Genomic DNA, 16,826 nt, shown 5'->3' with positions numbered 1-16,826 from the left:
GCCCCACATTGTGACCGGTTGACTTGAAACCCCGGTTTTGATCCCCATAATAAGCCAAGTTGCGAGATTAATGCTAAAACGCGGAGATATTCATGAGTAGTAAAGAACAGAAGACGCCAAACGAGCAAGTCTCGGAAGAAATGGAACAACACGCTCACCACGAGGATACGCTGCCGGAAGCGGCGGAAGGCGTCGATCTGCGCGATGCGCGTATCGCCGAACTGGAAGCCCAACTGGCGGAAGCTCAGCAGCACGAGCGCGACAGCCTGCTGCGCGCCAAAGCCGAAGCGGAGAACATCCGCCGCCGCGCCGAACTGGACGTCGAGAAAGCGCACAAGTTCGCCCTGGAGAAATTCTCCGGCGATCTGCTGCCGGTGATCGACAACCTGGAGCGTGCGCTGGATCTGGCGGATAAAAACAACCCGGAACTGGCCGCGATGATCGAAGGCATCGAGCTGACGCTGAAATCGCTGCTGGACGTGGTGCGCAAATACGGCATCGAGATCGTCGGCGACGTCAACGTGCCGTTCAACCCGGAAGTGCATCAGGCGATGAGCATGATGGAATCCGCCGATCACCAGCCGAACCACGTGATGATGGTGATGCAGAAAGGCTATACGCTGAACGGCCGCCTGCTGCGTCCGGCGATGGTTGCAGTCTCCAAAGCCAAGGCGTAATCGCCCCGGCAACGGCATAAAGAAAGGCACCCGAGGGTGCCTTTTTTGTTTCGGGGTTACGCCTGCGGCAGGCGCGGCATCCAGTCGATCGGCGTGAGCCCTTGCTGCTCCAGCAGCTGATTGGCCTGCGAGAAGTGGCGGCAGCCGAGGAAGCCGCGGTGCGCGGAGAGCGGCGACGGGTGCGGCGCCTTCAGCACATGGTGGCGGTTGCGATCGATAAAGTTGCCTTTCTTCTGCGCGTGCGAGCCCCACAGCAGGAACACCACGCCTTCGCGGTTCTCGTTCAGGGCGGCGATCACTTTATCGGTAAAGGTTTCCCAGCCCAGGTTGGCGTGCGAGTGCGCGCGGCCGCCTTCTACCGTCAGCACGGTGTTGAGCAGCAGCACCCCCTGTTCGGCCCAGCTTTGCAAATAGCCGTGATCCGGGCGTTCGAAACCGGGAATATCAGTCGCCAGCTCTTTATACATGTTCACCAGCGACGGCGGCGCCGGCACGCCGGGGCGCACCGAGAAAGAGAGGCCGTGCGCCTGATTGGGGCCGTGGTAGGGATCCTGGCCGAGGATGACGACTTTGACGTCCGCCAGCTCGGTATAGCGGAAAGCGTTGAACACGTCCTTCTGCGGTGGATAAATGGTCTTACCGGCCTGGCGTTCAGCGGCAACAAAGGCGAGCGTTTCAACAAAATAGGGCTGCTCTTTCTCTTTGCCGATCACGTCATGCCAGGTGAGGGAGGTGGCCATAAACGCTCTCCTTTGTTTTCTTTAGCAATTCATGGGCTATAGCTTACCGTGTCGGCTCGCGCAGCGAAACCCGCTTTTCATTTCTTGCCGCTGCGTCTTATGCAATTAATTTTGAAAATTTACAAAAATAATTGGTTTTGCCGCAGTAGGAAAATTGATATAAAACATAAATTTGCCCCTTCACGCCTTGTGCCTACCCGGTAAAAATTGACTTTAATCAAGGAACTGGCTTGGTCAGGCTGGTATACAGAACAACAAGACAACAATGGTTTTACCAAATGGCCGAAACCAGAATTGGGTTTTCTCACGACGTGAATTTTTACGCCCTTGTACGGAGGCAACATAATGATTACCGGTATTCAAATTACCAAAGCGAACGACCAGGCGCTGGTGAATTCTTTCTGGCTGCTGGACGATGAAAAAGCGGAAGCTCGCTGCGTGTGCGCCAAGGCCAACTACGCGGAAGATCAGGTTGTCGCGGTGAGCGATCTGGGCCAGATCGAATACCGTGAAGTGCCGCTGGAAATGCAGCCGACCGTGCGCGTGGAAGGCGGCCAGCACCTGAACGTCAACGTGCTGCGTCGCGAAACCCTGGAAGACGCGGTCAAGCATCCGGAAAAATACCCGCAGCTGACCATCCGCGTGTCCGGCTATGCGGTGCGCTTCAACTCCCTGACGCCGGAACAGCAGCGCGACGTTATCGCCCGCACCTTTACCGAAAGCCTGTAATTTGCGGCGCAGTCAATCAGGGAGCTTCGGCTCCCTTTTCTGCGTTTGACGGCCGAAAATCGAACGCGGATCACATTCTGCACAAAGATAAGCATTTCTAATACAGAACTCATCCGACCTGCCGATAGCTAAATCAGTACCTATTCAGGTGCTAAATAAAAAAGTCTATCGACAAGGAGTCGGCATGAGTATGCCTTTAAGTTTTACCTCTGCAGTATCCCCGGTGGCCGCGATCCCTACACCTCGCGCCATCGCTGAGACGGCACCGGCGGCGCAGCCCGCGGCAGCACCGGCAAATCCGGCGCCGGTGGCCTCTCCCTCTCAGAACACGCTCAATGCGCAGAATCTGTTGAATACGCTGGTCGGCGATATCTCAGCGGCGGCGCCGACGGCGGCGGCAGCGCCGGGCGTGACGCGGGGGCAGCAATCGCAGGAGGGGGATTATGCGTTGGCGCTGTTGGCCAAGGACGTTTATTCACTCAATGGCCAGGGTGCCGCCGGGTTCAACCGCCTGAGCGACAGCGCGCTGCTCGGTTTCGGCATCGATCCCGCCAGCCTGCACGACGCGGGCAGCGGTTTCCAGGCTGGGATTTACAGCAACGACAAGCAGTATGTGTTGGCGTTCGCCGGTACCAACGACTGGCGCGACTGGCTGAGCAACGTGCGGCAGGCGACGGGCTATGACGATGTGCAGTACAATCAGGCGGTTGCCGCTGCCAAAAGCGCCAAGGCGGCCTTCGGCGATGCGCTGGTGATCGCCGGCCATTCGCTCGGCGGCGGCCTGGCGGCCACAGCGGCGCTGGCGACCGGCACGGTCGCGGTCACCTTCAACGCGGCCGGGGTCTCGGATTACACCCTGAATCGCCTGGGCATCGATCCGACGGCGGCGAAGAAAGATGCCGAAGCCGGCAGCATTCGCCGCTACAGCGAGCAATATGACATGCTGACCAGCACCCAGGAATCGACCTCGCTGATCCCGGACGCCATTGGCCACAACATCACCCTGGCCAACAACGATACCCTGACCGGCATCGATGACTGGCGGCCGAGCAAGCATCTGGATCGCAGCCTGACGGCGCACGGCATCGACAAGGTGATAAGCTCGATGGCGGAACAAAAGCCGTGGGAGGCGAAGGCCAATGCCTGAAGGGCGTCGCTTGCGGTGGGCGCTGGCGATAGCCTTACTGGCGCTGGTCGCGGTGACCGGTTTACTGATGATGGCTAAGGAGCAACAGATGGGGCAGGAGATTTCGCCGTTTGACGGCCACAGCAATCTGGCGCTGGCTCAGGCGGTGGCGCGCGGCGATACGCAGGACATCCGTGCGCAGGCCACGCAGGATCGTTTGCGCGAGCGGGGCGATCGGCAGGTCACGCTGTTGCAGTGGGCGGTGCTTTCGCAGCAGCCGGGTAGCGTGCAGGCGTTGCTGGATCTCGGCGCCGACCCGGCGGCGGCGGGGCTGGACGGCAACAGCGCGCTGCACACCGCGGCGATGTTGCAAGACGCGCAGTACCTGCGGTTGCTGCTGACCGAAGGGGCGCAGGTGAACGTGCGCAATGCCGTTACCGGCGCCACGCCGCTTGCGGCGGCGGTGCTGGCCGGGCGCGAAGAGCAGCTGCGGCTGTTGCTGGCGGCCGGGGCGGACACCACCTTGAGCGATCGGCTGGGGGATACCCCGCTGCATCTGGCGGCGAAGATTAATGCGCCGCACCTGGCGCTGCTGCTGTTGCAGGCCGGGGCCGATGCCCGGGCGCGCAACCAGCAGGGCGTTGCGTTCCAGTTTTATTTCTCGCAAACGCCGGCGCATTTGCAGAATGACGAGCTGAAGGCGCAGTTCCGCGAGCTGGATAAATGGCTGCAGGGGCATCGTCTGGCCACGCACTACGCGCAGCAGTAAACGCCCATAAAAAAACCGCCTGTACAGGCGGTTTTTTCTTAGGCAGCGGTGGTTATTCCGCGTCGCCGGCCGGTTTGGCCTTCGCCTGACGGCGTTTGCCGACGTTTTTGGCGTCGCGATGGCGCACTTTTACCTTGGCCTTTTCTTTGTTCTTCGCTTTATCTTCCGCGCGTTTGGCCAGCACTTTTTTCGATGGCTTGCCGTTGCTCTTCTCGTTCGGCACCTTGGTTTTCGGCCGCAGTTCGTCGATCACGCGCGCTTTCAGCGGCTCGTTCAGGTAACGGCCCACTTTGCCCAGCAGCAGATGGTCGTGCGCTTCCACCAGCGAAATGGCGGTGCCTTTGCGCCCGGCGCGGCCGGTACGGCCAATGCGGTGCAGGTAGGTGTCCGCCGTGCGCGGCATGTCGAAGTTGAACACGTGGGTGATATCGAGGATATCCAGACCGCGTGCGGCAACGTCGGTGGCGACCAGTACGTTAACCCGGCCATCCATCATGCGTTTGACCGCTTCGTTGCGTTTGGCCTGCACCATTTCGCCTTCGAGATAGCAGGTGTTGATGCCTGCTTCGCGCAGCCAGGTGGCCAGCTCGTGCACGCGCTCGCGTTTGCGCACGAAGATCACCGATTTCTGCACGTCCGGCTGCTTCAGCAGGTGGATCAGCAGCGCGGTTTTGTGCTGCACGTCATCGGCGCGGTAGTACCACTGCAGGATCTTTTTGCGTTCGCGGCGCGACGGATCGGCTTCCACTTCCACCGGCTCTTTCAGGATGCGCTCGGCGAATTCGCGGATCGCTTCGCCTTCCAGCGTGGCGGAGAACAGCAGCGTCTGGTTGCGCCAGCGGGTTTCGGCGGAGATGGTTTCGATGTCCTGCGCGAAGCCCATGTCGAGCATGCGGTCGGCTTCGTCGAGGATCAGGGTCTCCACCGCGCGGCAGTCGAAGTTCTCTTCTTTAATGTATTGCAGCAAACGGCCGGTGGTGGCGACCACTACGTCCTGGTTTTCGCTGAACACTTCCGCGTGGTTCATGTAAGCGACGCCGCCGGTGATGGTGGCGATATCCAGCGAGGTATGAGCAGCCAATTCACGCGCCTGATCGGCGACCTGCATCGCCAGTTCACGCGTTGGCGTCAGGATCAGTACGCGCGGCGGGCCGGATTTTTTGCGTGGAAAGTCCAGCAGGTGCTGCAGCACGGGCAGCAGGAAGGCGGCGGTTTTGCCGGTGCCGGTCGGAGCCGAACCTAAGACGTCGCGCCCGTCCATCGCCGGCGGGATCGCAGCGGCCTGAATGGCGGTGGGGCGATCGTAGCCTTTGTCGCGCAGCGCGTCGATCAGGCGATCATCGAGTTCGAGTTCGGAAAAAGTGGTTGCTGTCATGGTCTACCTCTACTTGGGGCGCCGATTATAGACGGGTTGGCCGCGATCTTCACCTATTTAAGCGGAAAGCCGCTCTTTTCCCGTCGATCAGATTGCCTTATGCTACGCCAGTTTTATAGCCAGGTGGTGAGTGTGAGCAAGCGATCGAAAGCCGATTTTACCCCGCGCCGCGGGGGTTTTACCTTTAAACAATTCTTTGTCGCCCACGATCGTTGCGCCATGAAAGTGGGCACCGACGGGGTGCTGCTCGGCGCCTGGGCGCCGCTGGGGCAGGCGCGCCGGGTGCTGGACATCGGCAGCGGCAGCGGGCTGATCGCGCTGATGCTGGCGCAGCGCAGCGGCGACGAAGTGACCATTGACGCGGTGGAGCTGGATGAAGCCGCCGCCGGCCAGGCGCGCGAAAACGCGGCGGCATCACCGTGGCCGCAGCGCATCCGCGTGCATGCGCAGGATATTCACCATTATGCGCAGCGGCATGCCGCTGAGTATGATCTGATCGTCAGCAATCCGCCTTATTTCGAGCCGGCGGTGGCCTGCCGCGACCAGGCGCGCCACAACGCGCGCTACACCGAAACCCTGACGCACGAGGCGCTGTTGGCCTGCGCGGCGCAGCTGCTGGCGGAACAGGGGACGTTCTGCGTGGTGCTGCCGCACGATATCGGCACCGAATTCGAACGCCTGGCGCAGCAAAGCGGCTGGCACACGGCGGCGAAAATGAACGTCAGCGATCGGGCCGATACGCCGCTGCACCGGGTGCTGCTGGCGCTGACGCGGCGGGAAACGCCGCTGCAGGCGCAGGCGCTGGCGATCAAGCAGGCCGACGGCAGCTACACCGACGATTTCCGCCGGTTGATCGCTGACTTCTACCTGTTCTACTGAAAAGAAAAGGGCGCCGATTAGGCGCCCTGTCGCAGCGTTTAAGGCTGCAATATGGTCGGCAGCGCTTCCGGCAGTAAATCCGGGTAGTCCAGCGTGTAGTGCAGGCCGCGGCTCTCTTTGCGCGCCATGGCGCTGCGCACGATAAGCTCTGCCACCTGCACCAGATTGCGCAGCTCCAGCAGGTTGTTGGAGATGCGGAAGTGAGCGTAGTACTCGTCGATTTCCGCCTGCAGCGTGTTGATGCGGCGCAGTGCGCGCTCCAACCGCTTGGTGGTGCGCACGATGCCGACGTAATCCCACATGAACAGCCGCAGCTCGTGCCAGTTGTGCTGAATCACCACCCGTTCGTCCGCATCGTCCACCCGGCTTTCATCCCAATGCGGCACCTGTTTGGCCTGCTGAATGAACGGCAGGCGCTGCAGAATGTCTTCCGCCGCCGACCAACCGTACACCAGGCACTCCAGCAGCGAATTCGACGCCATGCGGTTGGCGCCGTGCAGGCCGGTATAGCTGACCTCGCCGATGGCGTACAGCCCGTCGAGATCGGTGCGGCCGTGCTGATCGACCATCACGCCGCCGCAGGTGTAGTGCGCCGCCGGGACGATCGGGATCGGCTGCCGGGTCAGATCGAAGCCCAGCGTCAGCAGCTTCTCGTGGATCATCGGGAAGTGCTGGGTGATGAACTCCGCCGGCTTGTGGCTGATGTCCAGGTACATGCAGTCGGCGCCCAGGCGCTTCATTTCATGGTCGATGGCGCGGGCGACGATATCGCGTGGGGCCAGTTCGCCGCGCGGGTCGAAATCCGGCATAAAGCGGCTGCCGTCCGGGCGCTTCAGGTAAGCCCCTTCGCCGCGCAGCGCTTCGGTTAGCAGGAAGTTGCGCGCCTGCGGATGGAACAGGCAGGTCGGGTGGAACTGGTTGAACTCCAGGTTGGCGACCCGGCAGCCGGCGCGCCAGGCCATGGCGATGCCGTCGCCGGAGGAGATGTCCGGGTTGGTGGTGTATTGGTATACCTTGGCCGCGCCGCCGGTCGCCAGCACCACCGTTTTGGCGCGGTAGGTTTCCACCCGCTCCAGCTCGCGGTTCCAGACGTACGCGCCCACCACTCGGCGGGTGCCCGGCAGGCCGATTTTGTTCGAGGTGATAAGGTCAACCGCGTTGCGGCGCTCCATCACGCAAATATTGGGGTGAGCGCTTGCTTTCCCCACCAGCGTGGTCTCTACTTCCTTACCGGTCGCGTCCGCGGCGTGCAGGATGCGGCGATGGCTGTGGCCGCCTTCGCGCGTGAGGTGATAATGCTCTTCGCCCTGCGCGTTGACCTCGGTATCGAACAGCACGCCCTGAGCGATCAGCCACTGCACGCAGTGGCGCGCGTTGCCGGCGATGAATTCGACGGCCTCTTTGTCGCACAGGCCGGCGCCGGCAATCAAAGTGTCATCAACGTGTGAGGCAATGCTGTCCGTCTCATCGAACACCGCGGCGATCCCGCCCTGGGCGTAAAAGGTGGCTCCCTCGCTGAGCGGCCCCTTGCTGAGAACGGTAATCTTGCAATGCTGCGCCAGGCGCAGCGCCAGTGACAGGCCCGCAGCGCCGCTGCCGACGATCAGTACATCGCTTACATGTTCAGATGATGGTTGCATAACGTATGATGTGTGCAGAAGAAGAGTGAATTTCATGTTAGCCTAACTGTCCGGGCAAAAGCCACGGATAGGGTGACATCAACAGAAAAAACAATGGCGATATGGAACTTCGTGTTCTATATGAACTCCAAGCGAGTGCTTGCTCAGGAAAATAATGTATGGCTGGCAGTACAATTTTACGCGTGGAGACGGATTTGGGGAGAGTTTACCTCGGATGAGCGAGCAGTTAACGGATCAAGTTCTGGTCGAGCGGGTCCAAAAGGGCGATCAGAAATCGTTTAACCTACTGGTAGTGCGCTATCAGCATAAGGTGGCGAGTCTCGTTTCCCGCTATGTGCCGCAGGGCGATGTGCCCGATGTGGTGCAGGAGTCGTTTATTAAGGCCTATCGCGCACTGGAATCGTTCCGTGGCGACAGCGCTTTTTATACCTGGTTGTATCGAATCGCCGTGAACACGGCAAAGAATTATCTGGTTGCTCAGGGGCGCCGTCCGCCATCCAGTGATGTGGACGCCAACGATGCGGAAAATTACGAAAGTGCGGGCGCACTGAAAGAAATTTCGAACCCTGAGAACTTAATGTTGTCAGAAGAGCTGAGACAGATAGTTTTCCGTACCATTGAGTCGCTCCCCGAGGATCTTCGCATGGCGATTACCCTGCGGGAGTTGGATGGTCTAAGCTACGAAGAGATAGCCGCCATCATGGATTGCCCGGTCGGAACCGTACGTTCGCGTATTTTCCGCGCCCGGGAAGCTATCGATAATAAAGTTCAACCGCTGATCCAGCGTTAGCAATGGCGGGCACAGGAAGGGTACTTAGGCATGCAGAAAGAAAAGCTTTCCGCTCTGATGGATGGTGAATCGTTCGACAGCGAGCTGTTGAGTTCTCTGTCGCAAGATCGAACGCTTCAACAAAGCTGGCAGAGCTATCACCTGATACGTGACACACTGCGAGGTGATGTCGGGCAAGTGATGCATCTCGACATCGCCGATCGCGTAGCCGCTGCACTTGAGAAAGAACCCGCCCGGCTGGTGCCTTCCGCCGTTCAGGAATCTCAGCCGCAGCCTCACACCTGGCAGAAAATGCCGTTCTGGGACAAAGTGCGTCCCTGGGCGAGCCAGATTACGCAAATCGGTATGGCGGCCTGCGTGTCGCTGGCGGTGATCGTCGGCGTGCAGCAGTACAACCAGCCTTCTGCGCCATCGAACGCGTCCGAATCGCCGGCCTTCACCACGCTGCCGATCATGGGCCAGGCCTCGCCGGTCAGCCTGGGCGTCCCGGCCGACAGTTTCTCCACCGGCAGCGGCCAACAGCAGCAGGTGCAGGAACAGCGCAAGCGTATCAACGCCATGCTGCAGGACTATGAACTGCAACGTCGCCTGCACTCGGATCAGCTGCAGCTTGAGCAAGGCAACCCGCAACAGGCCGCCATTCAGGTTCCCGGAACTCAGTCTTTAGGAATGCAACAGCAGTAATGAAGCAAATCTGGTTCTCCGTTTGTTTATTGACGGGCAGCCTGCTCTATTCCAGCATCGCCCCGGCGCAGCCAACTGCGTCCGGGGCGTTATTGCAACAGATGAGCAGCGCCAGCCGTTCTCTCAATTACGAGCTCGCCTACATCAGCATCAGCAAGCAGGGAATCGAGTCGTTGCGCTATCGCCATGCGGTGATCGGCAACGTGCCGCTCGGCCAGCTGCTGCATATGGACGGCCCGCGCCGCGAAGTGTTGCAGCGCGGCGGCGGGATCAGCTACTTCGAGCCTGGCCTGGAGCCGTTCACGCTCACTGGCGATCACATCGTCGATGCGTTGCCGGCGATCGTCTATGCCGATTTCACCCGCTTGGCCAAGTACTACGACTTTATCTCCGTGGGCAGCACCCGCATCGCCGATCGGCCGTGTGAAGTGCTGCGCGTGGTGGCGCGCGACGGTTCCCGCTACAGCTATATCGTCTGGATGGACGAGGACACCAAGCTGCCGCTGCGGGTGGATCTGCTCGATCGCGACGGCGAAACGCTGGAGCAATATCGGGTGATCTCCTTCGCGGTCGGCGCCGACGTGCAGGGCGCGATGCAGGGGCTGCTCAAAGCCAACCTGCCGCCGCTGCTGTCGCTGCCGGCGGTGGAAAACGTCAAGCTCAGCTGGAGCACCGGTTGGCTGCCGGCCGGGGTGGACGAGGTGGCGCGCAATCGCCGCAAATTGCCGAACGTCGCCGTGCCGGTTGAATCCCGGCTCTACAGCGACGGCCTGTTCAGCTTCTCGGTCAACGTCAGCCCGGCGGGCAGCGGAGCCGGGCAGCAATACTACCGTCAGGGGCGCCGCACCATTCAGACCGAAGTGCGCGCGGGCAACGAAATCACTATCGTGGGCGAATTGCCGCCGGCTACGGCCAAGCGCATCGCCGACAGCATTTCTTTCAAGGTATCGCCGCAATGATGAAAGAGTGGGCCACGGTGGTTTCGTGGCAACAGGGCGTAGCGCTGCTGCGCTGTGAACCCAAGGCCGGCTGCGGCAGCTGCACCGCGCGTTCCGGCTGCGGCGCGCGCGCGCTGAACGAGCTGGTGCCGGAAACCGAGCATCAGCTGCAGGTGCATATCGATCAGCCGCTCGAACCGGGGCAGCGCGTTGAAGTCGGCATTGCGGAAGGCAGCCTGCTGCGCTCCGCCATGCTGGTTTATCTGACGCCGCTGCTGGGCATGATGCTGGGCGGCGCGTTGCTGCAATATTGTTTCGGCAGCGACGCCTCGGCGGCCGTCGGCGCCGTACTGGGCGGCGCGGCGGCCTTTATGCTGGCGCGTCGGTTGGCCCGGCGTCTGGGCGAGCAGGCCGATTATCAGCCGGTGGTGCTGCAGATTGGGTTGCCGCCTACCGCGATGCGCATGCAGGCGGAAAATTCCCCGCTGATTTAAACCGACGACCGCGTCATCGCCGGGTTGTGATAGGCGGGGATGCGGTTGTGGATCATATGCTCCAGCAGCGCGATGAACAGATCGGCGCTGAGCAGCGAATCGTAGTTAATCGCGAATAGCACATTTCCCTGGCCGTCGAGCAAGCGGATGCCGCGCTGTGGATGGTTTTCCACCGCGCGGATCTGCTCGAGCGGCACGTTGCCCCGCTCCGTGGTCAGCAAGGTGGCGCTCAGCCGCAGCGTTTCGGTCGGCGTGCCTTGCCGCTTGCCGAGCAGCAGTTGCCACAGCCAGCGCGCGTCGCCCTCAACGGTGTGAAACGACACCGTCTCCCCTTGAGAGAGCGCATTCAGCGCCAGCGGCCCGCGCTGCTGCAGCTGTTGGTCGACGATCACGTCCGCCAGCCGCCACGAATGGGCGACATTGCTGAAAACCGTACACCAGGGCTGATCCGCGCCGGCGCGGAACGCCGTGACGTCAAACAGCCCGCCAAAAGCCTGGCCGCCGCGAAAGCGATAGATATCGCCGATCTTCTCAAACGGGATGAAGCGCTCTTTATGATGGTGGCCGTCAAAGACCCGCACGCCGTGCTCGTACAGGCGATAGGTCAGCGTCGGGCGCAGATAGTGCCGCAGCGCCAGCAGCGTACAGCCGAGTAAAATCGTGCCCGCGCCGGCCTGCAACAGCGTGATGACCTCGCTCTCATCAATGCTGCTCAGCAGCGGCAGCACCAACAGCGCCGCCCCCACGCTAAACAGCAGCGCCGCCGCCGCCAGAATGCCCCAGTTGACCTTTGAAAAATCGTGCCGGCTCAGCATTTGCCCTTTATCGATCATAATGCACCTTCCAATCAACGTACTGGATATATGCTGGTGAACCCCGGTGGGCTGCCGATGTAGTGCCCTGAATAATGTTTTGTCGCGGAGTTCATGCCCTTTCTATCCGAGGGGCGGTGGTGGCGTATATGGGGTTTTTCCTAAAGGAAGATGGGTGAGATGGAAATCTAAGAGGTTGATCCAAATATTCTTTTTTTATAATTTCGGAGAGGGTTTATTGCGCTGCGGCCGGTTATGTATTAGCGCCGGAGTTTGGCGGCCACGAATCACCGGCAAGCCTTGGGTTCAGGCCGTATCGTCCGCGTTAACATCTGTTTTCATCCGCCGGGGCGCCCTGTAACATTTAGCGGCGCATAATAGAATGCCTTCACTGCACCGATCGCTAGGTTTTCAGTGGTGTGGCATGTAGAATGCAGCGATTCAGGTGCAAGACGGCCTAACCCATTCACTGTCGCTTTAGGTCCATGCGGGTTTCTATAGGCGAGTAATTCAGAAATACCAAGGCAGAAAAACTTTTATAATGAAGCATATACGAAATTTCTCCATTATTGCCCATATTGACCACGGTAAGTCGACGCTGTCTGACCGCATTATCCAAATCTGCGGCGGCTTGTCTGACCGTGAAATGGCCGCGCAGGTGCTCGATTCCATGGATCTGGAGCGCGAGCGCGGCATCACCATCAAAGCGCAGAGCGTGACGCTGGATTATAAGGCGCTGGATGGGCAGACCTATCAACTCAACTTTATCGACACCCCCGGCCACGTTGACTTCTCCTATGAAGTTTCCCGCTCGCTGGCGGCCTGCGAAGGCGCGCTGCTGGTGGTGGATGCCGGTCAGGGCGTCGAAGCCCAGACGCTGGCCAACTGCTACACCGCGATCGAAATGGATCTGGAAGTGGTGCCGGTGCTGAACAAAATCGACCTGCCGGCCGCCGATCCGGATCGCGCCGCGCAGGAAATTGAAGACATCGTCGGCATCGACGCCACCGATGCGGTGCGCTGCTCGGCCAAAACCGGCGTCGGCGTGCCCGAGGTGCTGGAGCGCCTGGTGCGCGACATCCCGCCGCCGCAGGGCGATCCGGATGCGCCGCTGCAGGCGCTGATCATCGACTCCTGGTTCGATAACTACCTGGGCGTAGTGTCTCTGGTGCGCGTCAAGAACGGCACGCTGCGCAAGGGCGACAAGATCAAGGTCATGAGCACCGGCCAGGTGTACAACGCCGACCGCCTGGGCATCTTCACGCCGAAGCAGGTCGATCGCGACGTGCTGAACTGCGGCGAAGTGGGCTGGCTGGTCTGTGCGATCAAAGACATCCTCGGCGCGCCGGTGGGCGATACCCTGACGCAGGCGCGTCAGCCGGCGGATAAAGCGCTGCCGGGCTTCAAGAAAGTGAAGCCGCAGGTGTACGCCGGTCTGTTCCCGATCAGCTCCGACGATTATGAGTCCTTCCGCGATGCGCTGGGCAAGCTGAGCCTCAACGACGCTTCCCTGTTCTACGAGCCGGAAAGCTCCACCGCGCTGGGCTTCGGCTTCCGCTGCGGCTTCCTCGGCCTGCTGCACATGGAGATCATTCAGGAGCGCCTGGAGCGTGAATACGATCTGGATCTGATCACCACCGCGCCGACGGTCGTCTACGAAGTGGAAACCACCGGCAAAGAAGTGATCTACGTCGACAGCCCGTCCAAGCTGCCGCCGTTGAACAACATCCAGGAGCTGCGCGAGCCGATCGCCGAATGTCACATGCTGATGCCGCAGGAATACCTGGGTAACGTCATCACCCTGTGCGTTGAGAAACGCGGCGTGCAGACCAACATGGTCTACCACGGCAACCAGGTGGCGTTGACCTATGAAATCCCGATGGCGGAAGTGGTGCTCGACTTCTTCGACCGCCTGAAGTCCACGTCGCGCGGCTATGCGTCGCTGGATTACAACTTCAAGCGCTTCCAGGCCTCCGACATGGTGCGCGTGGACGTGCTGATCAACAACGAGCGCGTGGATGCGCTGGCGCTGATCACTCACCGCGACAACTCGCAGTATCGCGGCCGTGAGTTGGTGGAGAAGATGAAAGATCTGATCCCGCGTCAGCAGTTCGACATCGCGATTCAGGCGGCGATCGGCACGCACATCATCGCGCGTTCCACCGTGAAGCAGCTGCGTAAAAACGTGCTGGCGAAATGCTACGGCGGTGACGTCAGCCGTAAGAAAAAGCTGCTGCAGAAACAGAAAGACGGTAAGAAACGCATGAAGCAGGTCGGCAACGTCGAACTGCCGCAGGAAGCGTTCCTGGCCATTCTGCACGTCGGTAAAGACGGCAAGTAACCGCGACGAGTTCGCGAAACGAGGGAGTTTGCATGGCGAATATGTTTGCCCTGATCCTGGCGTTGGCCACTCTGGTCACCGGGATCATCTGGTGCTTCGAGCGCTTCAAATGGGCGCCGGCCCGCCGCGCGAAGATCGCGGCGGTCAACGCACAGACCGCGGGCGCCGTAGACGATAAAACGCTGGCGAAAGTGGCGAAGCAGCCAGGCTGGGTGGAGACCGGCGCATCGGTGTTCCCGGTGCTGCTGTTGGTCTTTGTGGTGCGTTCGTTTATTTACGAACCGTTCCAGATCCCGTCCGGCTCAATGATGCCGACGCTGTTGATTGGCGATTTCATTCTGGTGGAGAAATATGCCTACGGCATTAAAGATCCGATTACCCAGACCACGCTCATTGAAACCGGCCATCCGAAGCGCGGCGATATTGCGGTATTTAAATATCCGCTGGATCCGAAACTGGATTATATCAAGCGCGTGATCGGCCTGCCGGGCGACCGTATTACTTACGATCCGGTGAATAAGCGCGTTACCGTGCAGCCGTCCTGCAACAGTGGGCAGTCCTGCGATACCGCGCTGGCGGTGACCTACGCCGACGCGCAGCCGAGCGACTTCGTGCAGCTGTTCAGCCGCAGCGGCATGGGCGAGGCCAGCAACGGCTTCTACCAGATCCCGCTGAGCGATAACGTGCCGCCGGGCGGCATTCGCATGCGCGAGCGCCAGGAAAGCCTCGGCAACGTCACGCATCGTATCCTGACCGTGCCGGACGCGCAGGATCGGGTGGGCGCTTACTACCAACAGCCGGGCAAACCGCTGGCGGAGTGGGTGGTGCCGGCCGGGCATTACTTCATGATGGGCGACAACCGCGACAACAGCGCGGACAGCCGTTACTGGGGCTTTGTGCCGGAGAAGAATCTGGTGGGTAAAGCCACGGCCATCTGGATGAGCTTTGAAAAGCAGGAAGGTGAGTGGCCTACCGGCGTGCGTTTCAGCCGGATCGGCGGCATTCATTAATCGCTGACTGATTCCCTGTTAATTTCACGCCGCAGCCTACTGCGGCGTGAAAGATTAAGGGGATATAAAACACAGCATTATGTTTCCACTCGTTGTAGAATACTTTCTCGAGCGATAAAAAGTTGGCCCCTGCTGGGAGCCACTGCAAACGAAACAGCTTTGGATCGGCTTTCGGCGAAGCAGGCCTGTTCCGTATGCTGCAAGTTTTTGACGCATTCTTGATCTATTGGTAACTCATGAACCCCATCGTAATAAACAGGCTGCAGCGGAAGCTGGGCTACACTTTTCAACAGCAGGAGCTTTTACTGCAGGCTTTGACTCACCGCAGCGCCAGCAGTAAACACAATGAACGTCTTGAGTTTCTGGGTGACTCGATTCTGAGCTTTGTCATCGCCAATGCGCTCTATCACCGCTTTCCTCGCGTCGACGAGGGCGATATGAGCCGCATGCGCGCCACGCTGGTGCGCGGCAACACGCTGGCGGAGATGGCGCGCGAGTTTGACCTGGGCGAATGTCTGCGGCTTGGGCCGGGCGAATTGAAAAGTGGTGGGTTCCGCCGCGAGTCAATCCTGGCGGATACGGTGGAGGCATTGATCGGCGGCGTGTTCCTGGACAGCGATATCCAGACCGTCGAGCGTCTGATTTTGGACTGGTATCGCAGCCGGTTGGACGAAATCAGCCCCGGTGATAAGCAGAAAGACCCGAAAACCCGTCTGCAGGAGTTTTTGCAGGGGCGTCATCTGCCGTTGCCTTCTTATTTGGTAGTGCAGGTTCGCGGTGAAGCGCACGACCAAGAGTTTACCATCCACTGCCAGGTGAGTGGTTTGAGCGAGCCCGTGGTGGGCACCGGCTCGAGCCGCCGTAAAGCCGAGCAGGCGGCAGCGGAACAAGCGCTGAAAAAGCTGGAGCTTGAATGAGCGAAGTAAAACAACACTGCGGGTTTATCGCCATCGTCGGCCGCCCGAACGTGGGCAAATCGACGTTGCTGAACCAACTGCTGGGGCAGAAGGTTTCCATTACGTCGCGTAAGCCGCAGACGACCCGTCACCGCATCATGGGCATCGACACCGATGGCGCCTATCAGGCGATCTACGTCGATACCCCAGGGCTGCACATCGAAGAAAAACGCGCCATCAACCGCTTGATGAACCGCGCGGCCAGCAGCTCGATCGGCGACGTCGAACTGGTGATCTTCGTGGTCGAAGGCACCAACTGGACCGCCGACGACGAAATGGTGGTCAACAAGCTGCGCAGCCTGCGCTGCCCGGTATTGCTGGCGATCAACAAGGTCGATAACGTCACCGACAAATCCAAGCTGTTGCCGCACATCGCGTTCCTCAGCCAGCAGATGAACTTCCTCGACGTGGTGCCTATCTCCGCCGAAAAAGGCATGAACGTCGACACGATCGCCGGCATCGTGCGCAAGCTGCTGCCGGAAGCGGAACACCACTTCCCTGAAGACTACATCACCGATCGCTCACAGCGCTTTATGGCCTCCGAGATCATCCGCGAGAAGCTGATGCGTTTCCTGGGCGAAGAGCTGCCGTACTCGGTGACGGTAGAAATCGAACAGTTCGTGGCCAACGATCGCGGCGGCTACGATGTGCACGGCCTGATCCTGGTCGAGCGCGAAGGCCAGAAGAAAATGGTCATCGGCAACAAGGGCGCCAAGATCAAAACCATCGGCATCGAAGCGCGCCAGGACATGGAACAGATGTTCGACGCCAAAGTGCATCTCGAGCTGTGGGTGAAAGTGAAATCCGGTTGGGCGGACGACGAACGTGCGCTGCGCAGCCTGGGCTATGTTGACGATCTGAAGTAA

Annotated in this window: 17 protein-coding genes; 13 read left to right on the top strand and 4 right to left on the bottom strand. The window is 60.2% G+C overall.

Annotated elements, in window-relative coordinates; all coding sequences use genetic code 11:
* Positions 1–92 precede the first annotated feature (92 nt).
* Positions 93–677, top strand: a complete 585-nt coding sequence (grpE, locus tag ACJ8HB_RS16550; protein WP_025159545.1) for a nucleotide exchange factor GrpE — start codon at positions 93–95, stop codon at positions 675–677.
* Between the two features lie 56 nt (positions 678–733).
* Here the strand turns inward: grpE and ung are convergent, their stop codons facing one another.
* The gene (gene ung, locus ACJ8HB_RS16545; protein ID WP_033635636.1) at positions 734–1,417 is read right to left on the bottom strand and encodes a uracil-DNA glycosylase; all 684 of its coding nucleotides are present in this window, start codon (positions 1,415–1,417) and stop codon (positions 734–736) included.
* A gap of 345 nt (positions 1,418–1,762) precedes the next feature.
* Between ung and grcA the strand changes: the two genes are divergently transcribed.
* The 3 genes from grcA (at position 1,763) to ACJ8HB_RS16530 (ending at position 4,041) form a co-directional block, all read left to right on the top strand.
* Positions 1,763–2,146, top strand: coding sequence for an autonomous glycyl radical cofactor GrcA (grcA, locus tag ACJ8HB_RS16540; protein WP_004929114.1), 384 nt, complete (start codon positions 1,763–1,765; stop codon positions 2,144–2,146).
* 184 nt (positions 2,147–2,330) lie between these two features.
* The gene (locus ACJ8HB_RS16535; protein ID WP_047570815.1) at positions 2,331–3,293 is read left to right on the top strand and encodes a DUF2974 domain-containing protein; all 963 of its coding nucleotides are present in this window, start codon (positions 2,331–2,333) and stop codon (positions 3,291–3,293) included.
* The gene (locus ACJ8HB_RS16530; protein WP_047570817.1) at positions 3,286–4,041 is read left to right on the top strand and encodes an ankyrin repeat domain-containing protein; all 756 of its coding nucleotides are present in this window, start codon (positions 3,286–3,288) and stop codon (positions 4,039–4,041) included. Before ACJ8HB_RS16535 ends, ACJ8HB_RS16530 begins: the two co-directional genes overlap by 8 nt.
* 52 nt (positions 4,042–4,093) lie before the next feature.
* Here the strand turns inward: ACJ8HB_RS16530 and srmB are convergent, their stop codons facing one another.
* Positions 4,094–5,416 (bottom strand): ATP-dependent RNA helicase SrmB, encoded by a 1,323-nt coding sequence (gene srmB, locus ACJ8HB_RS16525; protein ID WP_016929798.1) that lies wholly within the window; start codon positions 5,414–5,416, stop codon positions 4,094–4,096.
* A gap of 99 nt (positions 5,417–5,515) precedes the next feature.
* Here srmB and trmN point away from each other — a divergent pair, with 99 nt between their 5' ends.
* Entirely contained in the window at positions 5,516–6,295 is a 780-nt protein-coding gene (gene trmN, locus ACJ8HB_RS16520) for a tRNA(1)(Val) (adenine(37)-N(6))-methyltransferase TrmN (protein ID WP_047570819.1), read from the top strand.
* A 38-nt stretch (positions 6,296–6,333) separates the two neighbouring features.
* Here the strand turns inward: trmN and nadB are convergent, their stop codons facing one another.
* Positions 6,334–7,935 (bottom strand): L-aspartate oxidase, encoded by a 1,602-nt coding sequence (nadB, locus tag ACJ8HB_RS16515; RefSeq protein WP_170943484.1) that lies wholly within the window; start codon positions 7,933–7,935, stop codon positions 6,334–6,336.
* A gap of 214 nt (positions 7,936–8,149) precedes the next feature.
* Between nadB and rpoE the strand changes: the two genes are divergently transcribed.
* From rpoE to rseC, 4 genes are read left to right on the top strand one after another with little or no spacing between them, the layout of a single operon-like run.
* On the top strand, positions 8,150–8,725 hold the full coding sequence (gene rpoE / locus ACJ8HB_RS16510; protein ID WP_004929136.1) for an RNA polymerase sigma factor RpoE: 576 nt from the start codon (positions 8,150–8,152) through the stop codon (positions 8,723–8,725).
* Positions 8,726–8,755: 30 nt separating this feature from the next.
* Positions 8,756–9,409 carry an anti-sigma-E factor RseA gene (rseA, locus tag ACJ8HB_RS16505; RefSeq protein ID WP_016929795.1) on the top strand — a complete coding sequence of 218 codons (654 nt, stop codon included), beginning with the start codon at positions 8,756–8,758 and terminating at the stop codon, positions 9,407–9,409.
* Entirely contained in the window at positions 9,409–10,368 is a 960-nt protein-coding gene (gene rseB, locus ACJ8HB_RS16500) for a sigma-E factor regulatory protein RseB (RefSeq protein ID WP_033635628.1), read from the top strand. The genes rseA and rseB overlap by 1 nt, the downstream gene beginning before the upstream one ends.
* A complete protein-coding gene (gene rseC, locus ACJ8HB_RS16495) occupies positions 10,365–10,841 on the top strand; it encodes a SoxR-reducing system protein RseC (protein ID WP_047570822.1) in 477 nt (158 codons plus the stop codon). The genes rseB and rseC overlap by 4 nt, the downstream gene beginning before the upstream one ends.
* On the opposite strand, the gene ACJ8HB_RS16490 is transcribed toward rseC, so the two are convergent.
* On the bottom strand, positions 10,838–11,674 hold the full coding sequence (locus tag ACJ8HB_RS16490) for a hypothetical protein (RefSeq protein ID WP_047570824.1): 837 nt from the start codon (positions 11,672–11,674) through the stop codon (positions 10,838–10,840). The two genes, rseC and ACJ8HB_RS16490, sit on opposite strands and share 4 nt — an antisense overlap.
* Positions 11,675–12,194: 520 nt before the next feature.
* Between ACJ8HB_RS16490 and lepA the strand changes: the two genes are divergently transcribed.
* From lepA to era, 4 genes are all read left to right on the top strand, one after another.
* Positions 12,195–13,994, top strand: a complete 1,800-nt coding sequence (gene lepA / locus ACJ8HB_RS16485; RefSeq protein ID WP_033635625.1) for a translation elongation factor 4 — start codon at positions 12,195–12,197, stop codon at positions 13,992–13,994.
* A 32-nt stretch (positions 13,995–14,026) separates the two neighbouring features.
* On the top strand, positions 14,027–15,004 hold the full coding sequence (lepB, locus tag ACJ8HB_RS16480; protein ID WP_033635624.1) for a signal peptidase I: 978 nt from the start codon (positions 14,027–14,029) through the stop codon (positions 15,002–15,004).
* Between the two features lie 236 nt (positions 15,005–15,240).
* A complete protein-coding gene (rnc, locus tag ACJ8HB_RS16475; protein ID WP_004929158.1) occupies positions 15,241–15,921 on the top strand; it encodes a ribonuclease III in 681 nt (226 codons plus the stop codon).
* Positions 15,918–16,826 carry a GTPase Era gene (era, locus tag ACJ8HB_RS16470; RefSeq protein WP_004929162.1) on the top strand — a complete coding sequence of 303 codons (909 nt, stop codon included), beginning with the start codon at positions 15,918–15,920 and terminating at the stop codon, positions 16,824–16,826. Before rnc ends, era begins: the two co-directional genes overlap by 4 nt.

The sequence above is a fragment of the Serratia sp. CY27727 genome (genome assembly GCF_052169275.1).
In the GTDB taxonomy this organism is placed as follows: Bacteria; Pseudomonadota; Gammaproteobacteria; order Enterobacterales; family Enterobacteriaceae; genus Serratia; species Serratia sarumanii.
Note: the sequence above shows the minus strand (reverse complement) of the source record. Positions and strands in the feature narration are given on the sequence as shown.

Excerpts from the sequence above, each read along its gene's own strand:
- nadB (WP_170943484.1), bottom strand. The coding sequence starts at position 7,935 with ATGCAACCATCATCTGAACATGTAAGCGATGTACTGATCGTCGGCAGC.
- lepB (WP_033635624.1), top strand. The coding sequence starts at position 14,027 with ATGGCGAATATGTTTGCCCTGATCCTGGCGTTGGCCACTCTGGTCACC.
- era (WP_004929162.1), top strand. The coding sequence starts at position 15,918 with ATGAGCGAAGTAAAACAACACTGCGGGTTTATCGCCATCGTCGGCCGC.
- rseC (WP_047570822.1), top strand. The coding sequence starts at position 10,365 with ATGATGAAAGAGTGGGCCACGGTGGTTTCGTGGCAACAGGGCGTAGCG.
- ACJ8HB_RS16535 (WP_047570815.1), top strand. The coding sequence starts at position 2,331 with ATGAGTATGCCTTTAAGTTTTACCTCTGCAGTATCCCCGGTGGCCGCG.
- lepA (WP_033635625.1), top strand. The coding sequence starts at position 12,195 with ATGAAGCATATACGAAATTTCTCCATTATTGCCCATATTGACCACGGT.
- trmN (WP_047570819.1), top strand. The coding sequence starts at position 5,516 with ATGCTACGCCAGTTTTATAGCCAGGTGGTGAGTGTGAGCAAGCGATCG.
- rpoE (WP_004929136.1), top strand. The coding sequence starts at position 8,150 with ATGAGCGAGCAGTTAACGGATCAAGTTCTGGTCGAGCGGGTCCAAAAG.
- ACJ8HB_RS16490 (WP_047570824.1), bottom strand. The coding sequence starts at position 11,674 with ATGATCGATAAAGGGCAAATGCTGAGCCGGCACGATTTTTCAAAGGTC.
- rseB (WP_033635628.1), top strand. The coding sequence starts at position 9,409 with ATGAAGCAAATCTGGTTCTCCGTTTGTTTATTGACGGGCAGCCTGCTC.
- grcA (WP_004929114.1), top strand. The coding sequence starts at position 1,763 with ATGATTACCGGTATTCAAATTACCAAAGCGAACGACCAGGCGCTGGTG.
- rseA (WP_016929795.1), top strand. The coding sequence starts at position 8,756 with ATGCAGAAAGAAAAGCTTTCCGCTCTGATGGATGGTGAATCGTTCGAC.
- rnc (WP_004929158.1), top strand. The coding sequence starts at position 15,241 with ATGAACCCCATCGTAATAAACAGGCTGCAGCGGAAGCTGGGCTACACT.
- ACJ8HB_RS16530 (WP_047570817.1), top strand. The coding sequence starts at position 3,286 with ATGCCTGAAGGGCGTCGCTTGCGGTGGGCGCTGGCGATAGCCTTACTG.
- srmB (WP_016929798.1), bottom strand. The coding sequence starts at position 5,416 with ATGACAGCAACCACTTTTTCCGAACTCGAACTCGATGATCGCCTGATC.
- grpE (WP_025159545.1), top strand. The coding sequence starts at position 93 with ATGAGTAGTAAAGAACAGAAGACGCCAAACGAGCAAGTCTCGGAAGAA.
- ung (WP_033635636.1), bottom strand. The coding sequence starts at position 1,417 with ATGGCCACCTCCCTCACCTGGCATGACGTGATCGGCAAAGAGAAAGAG.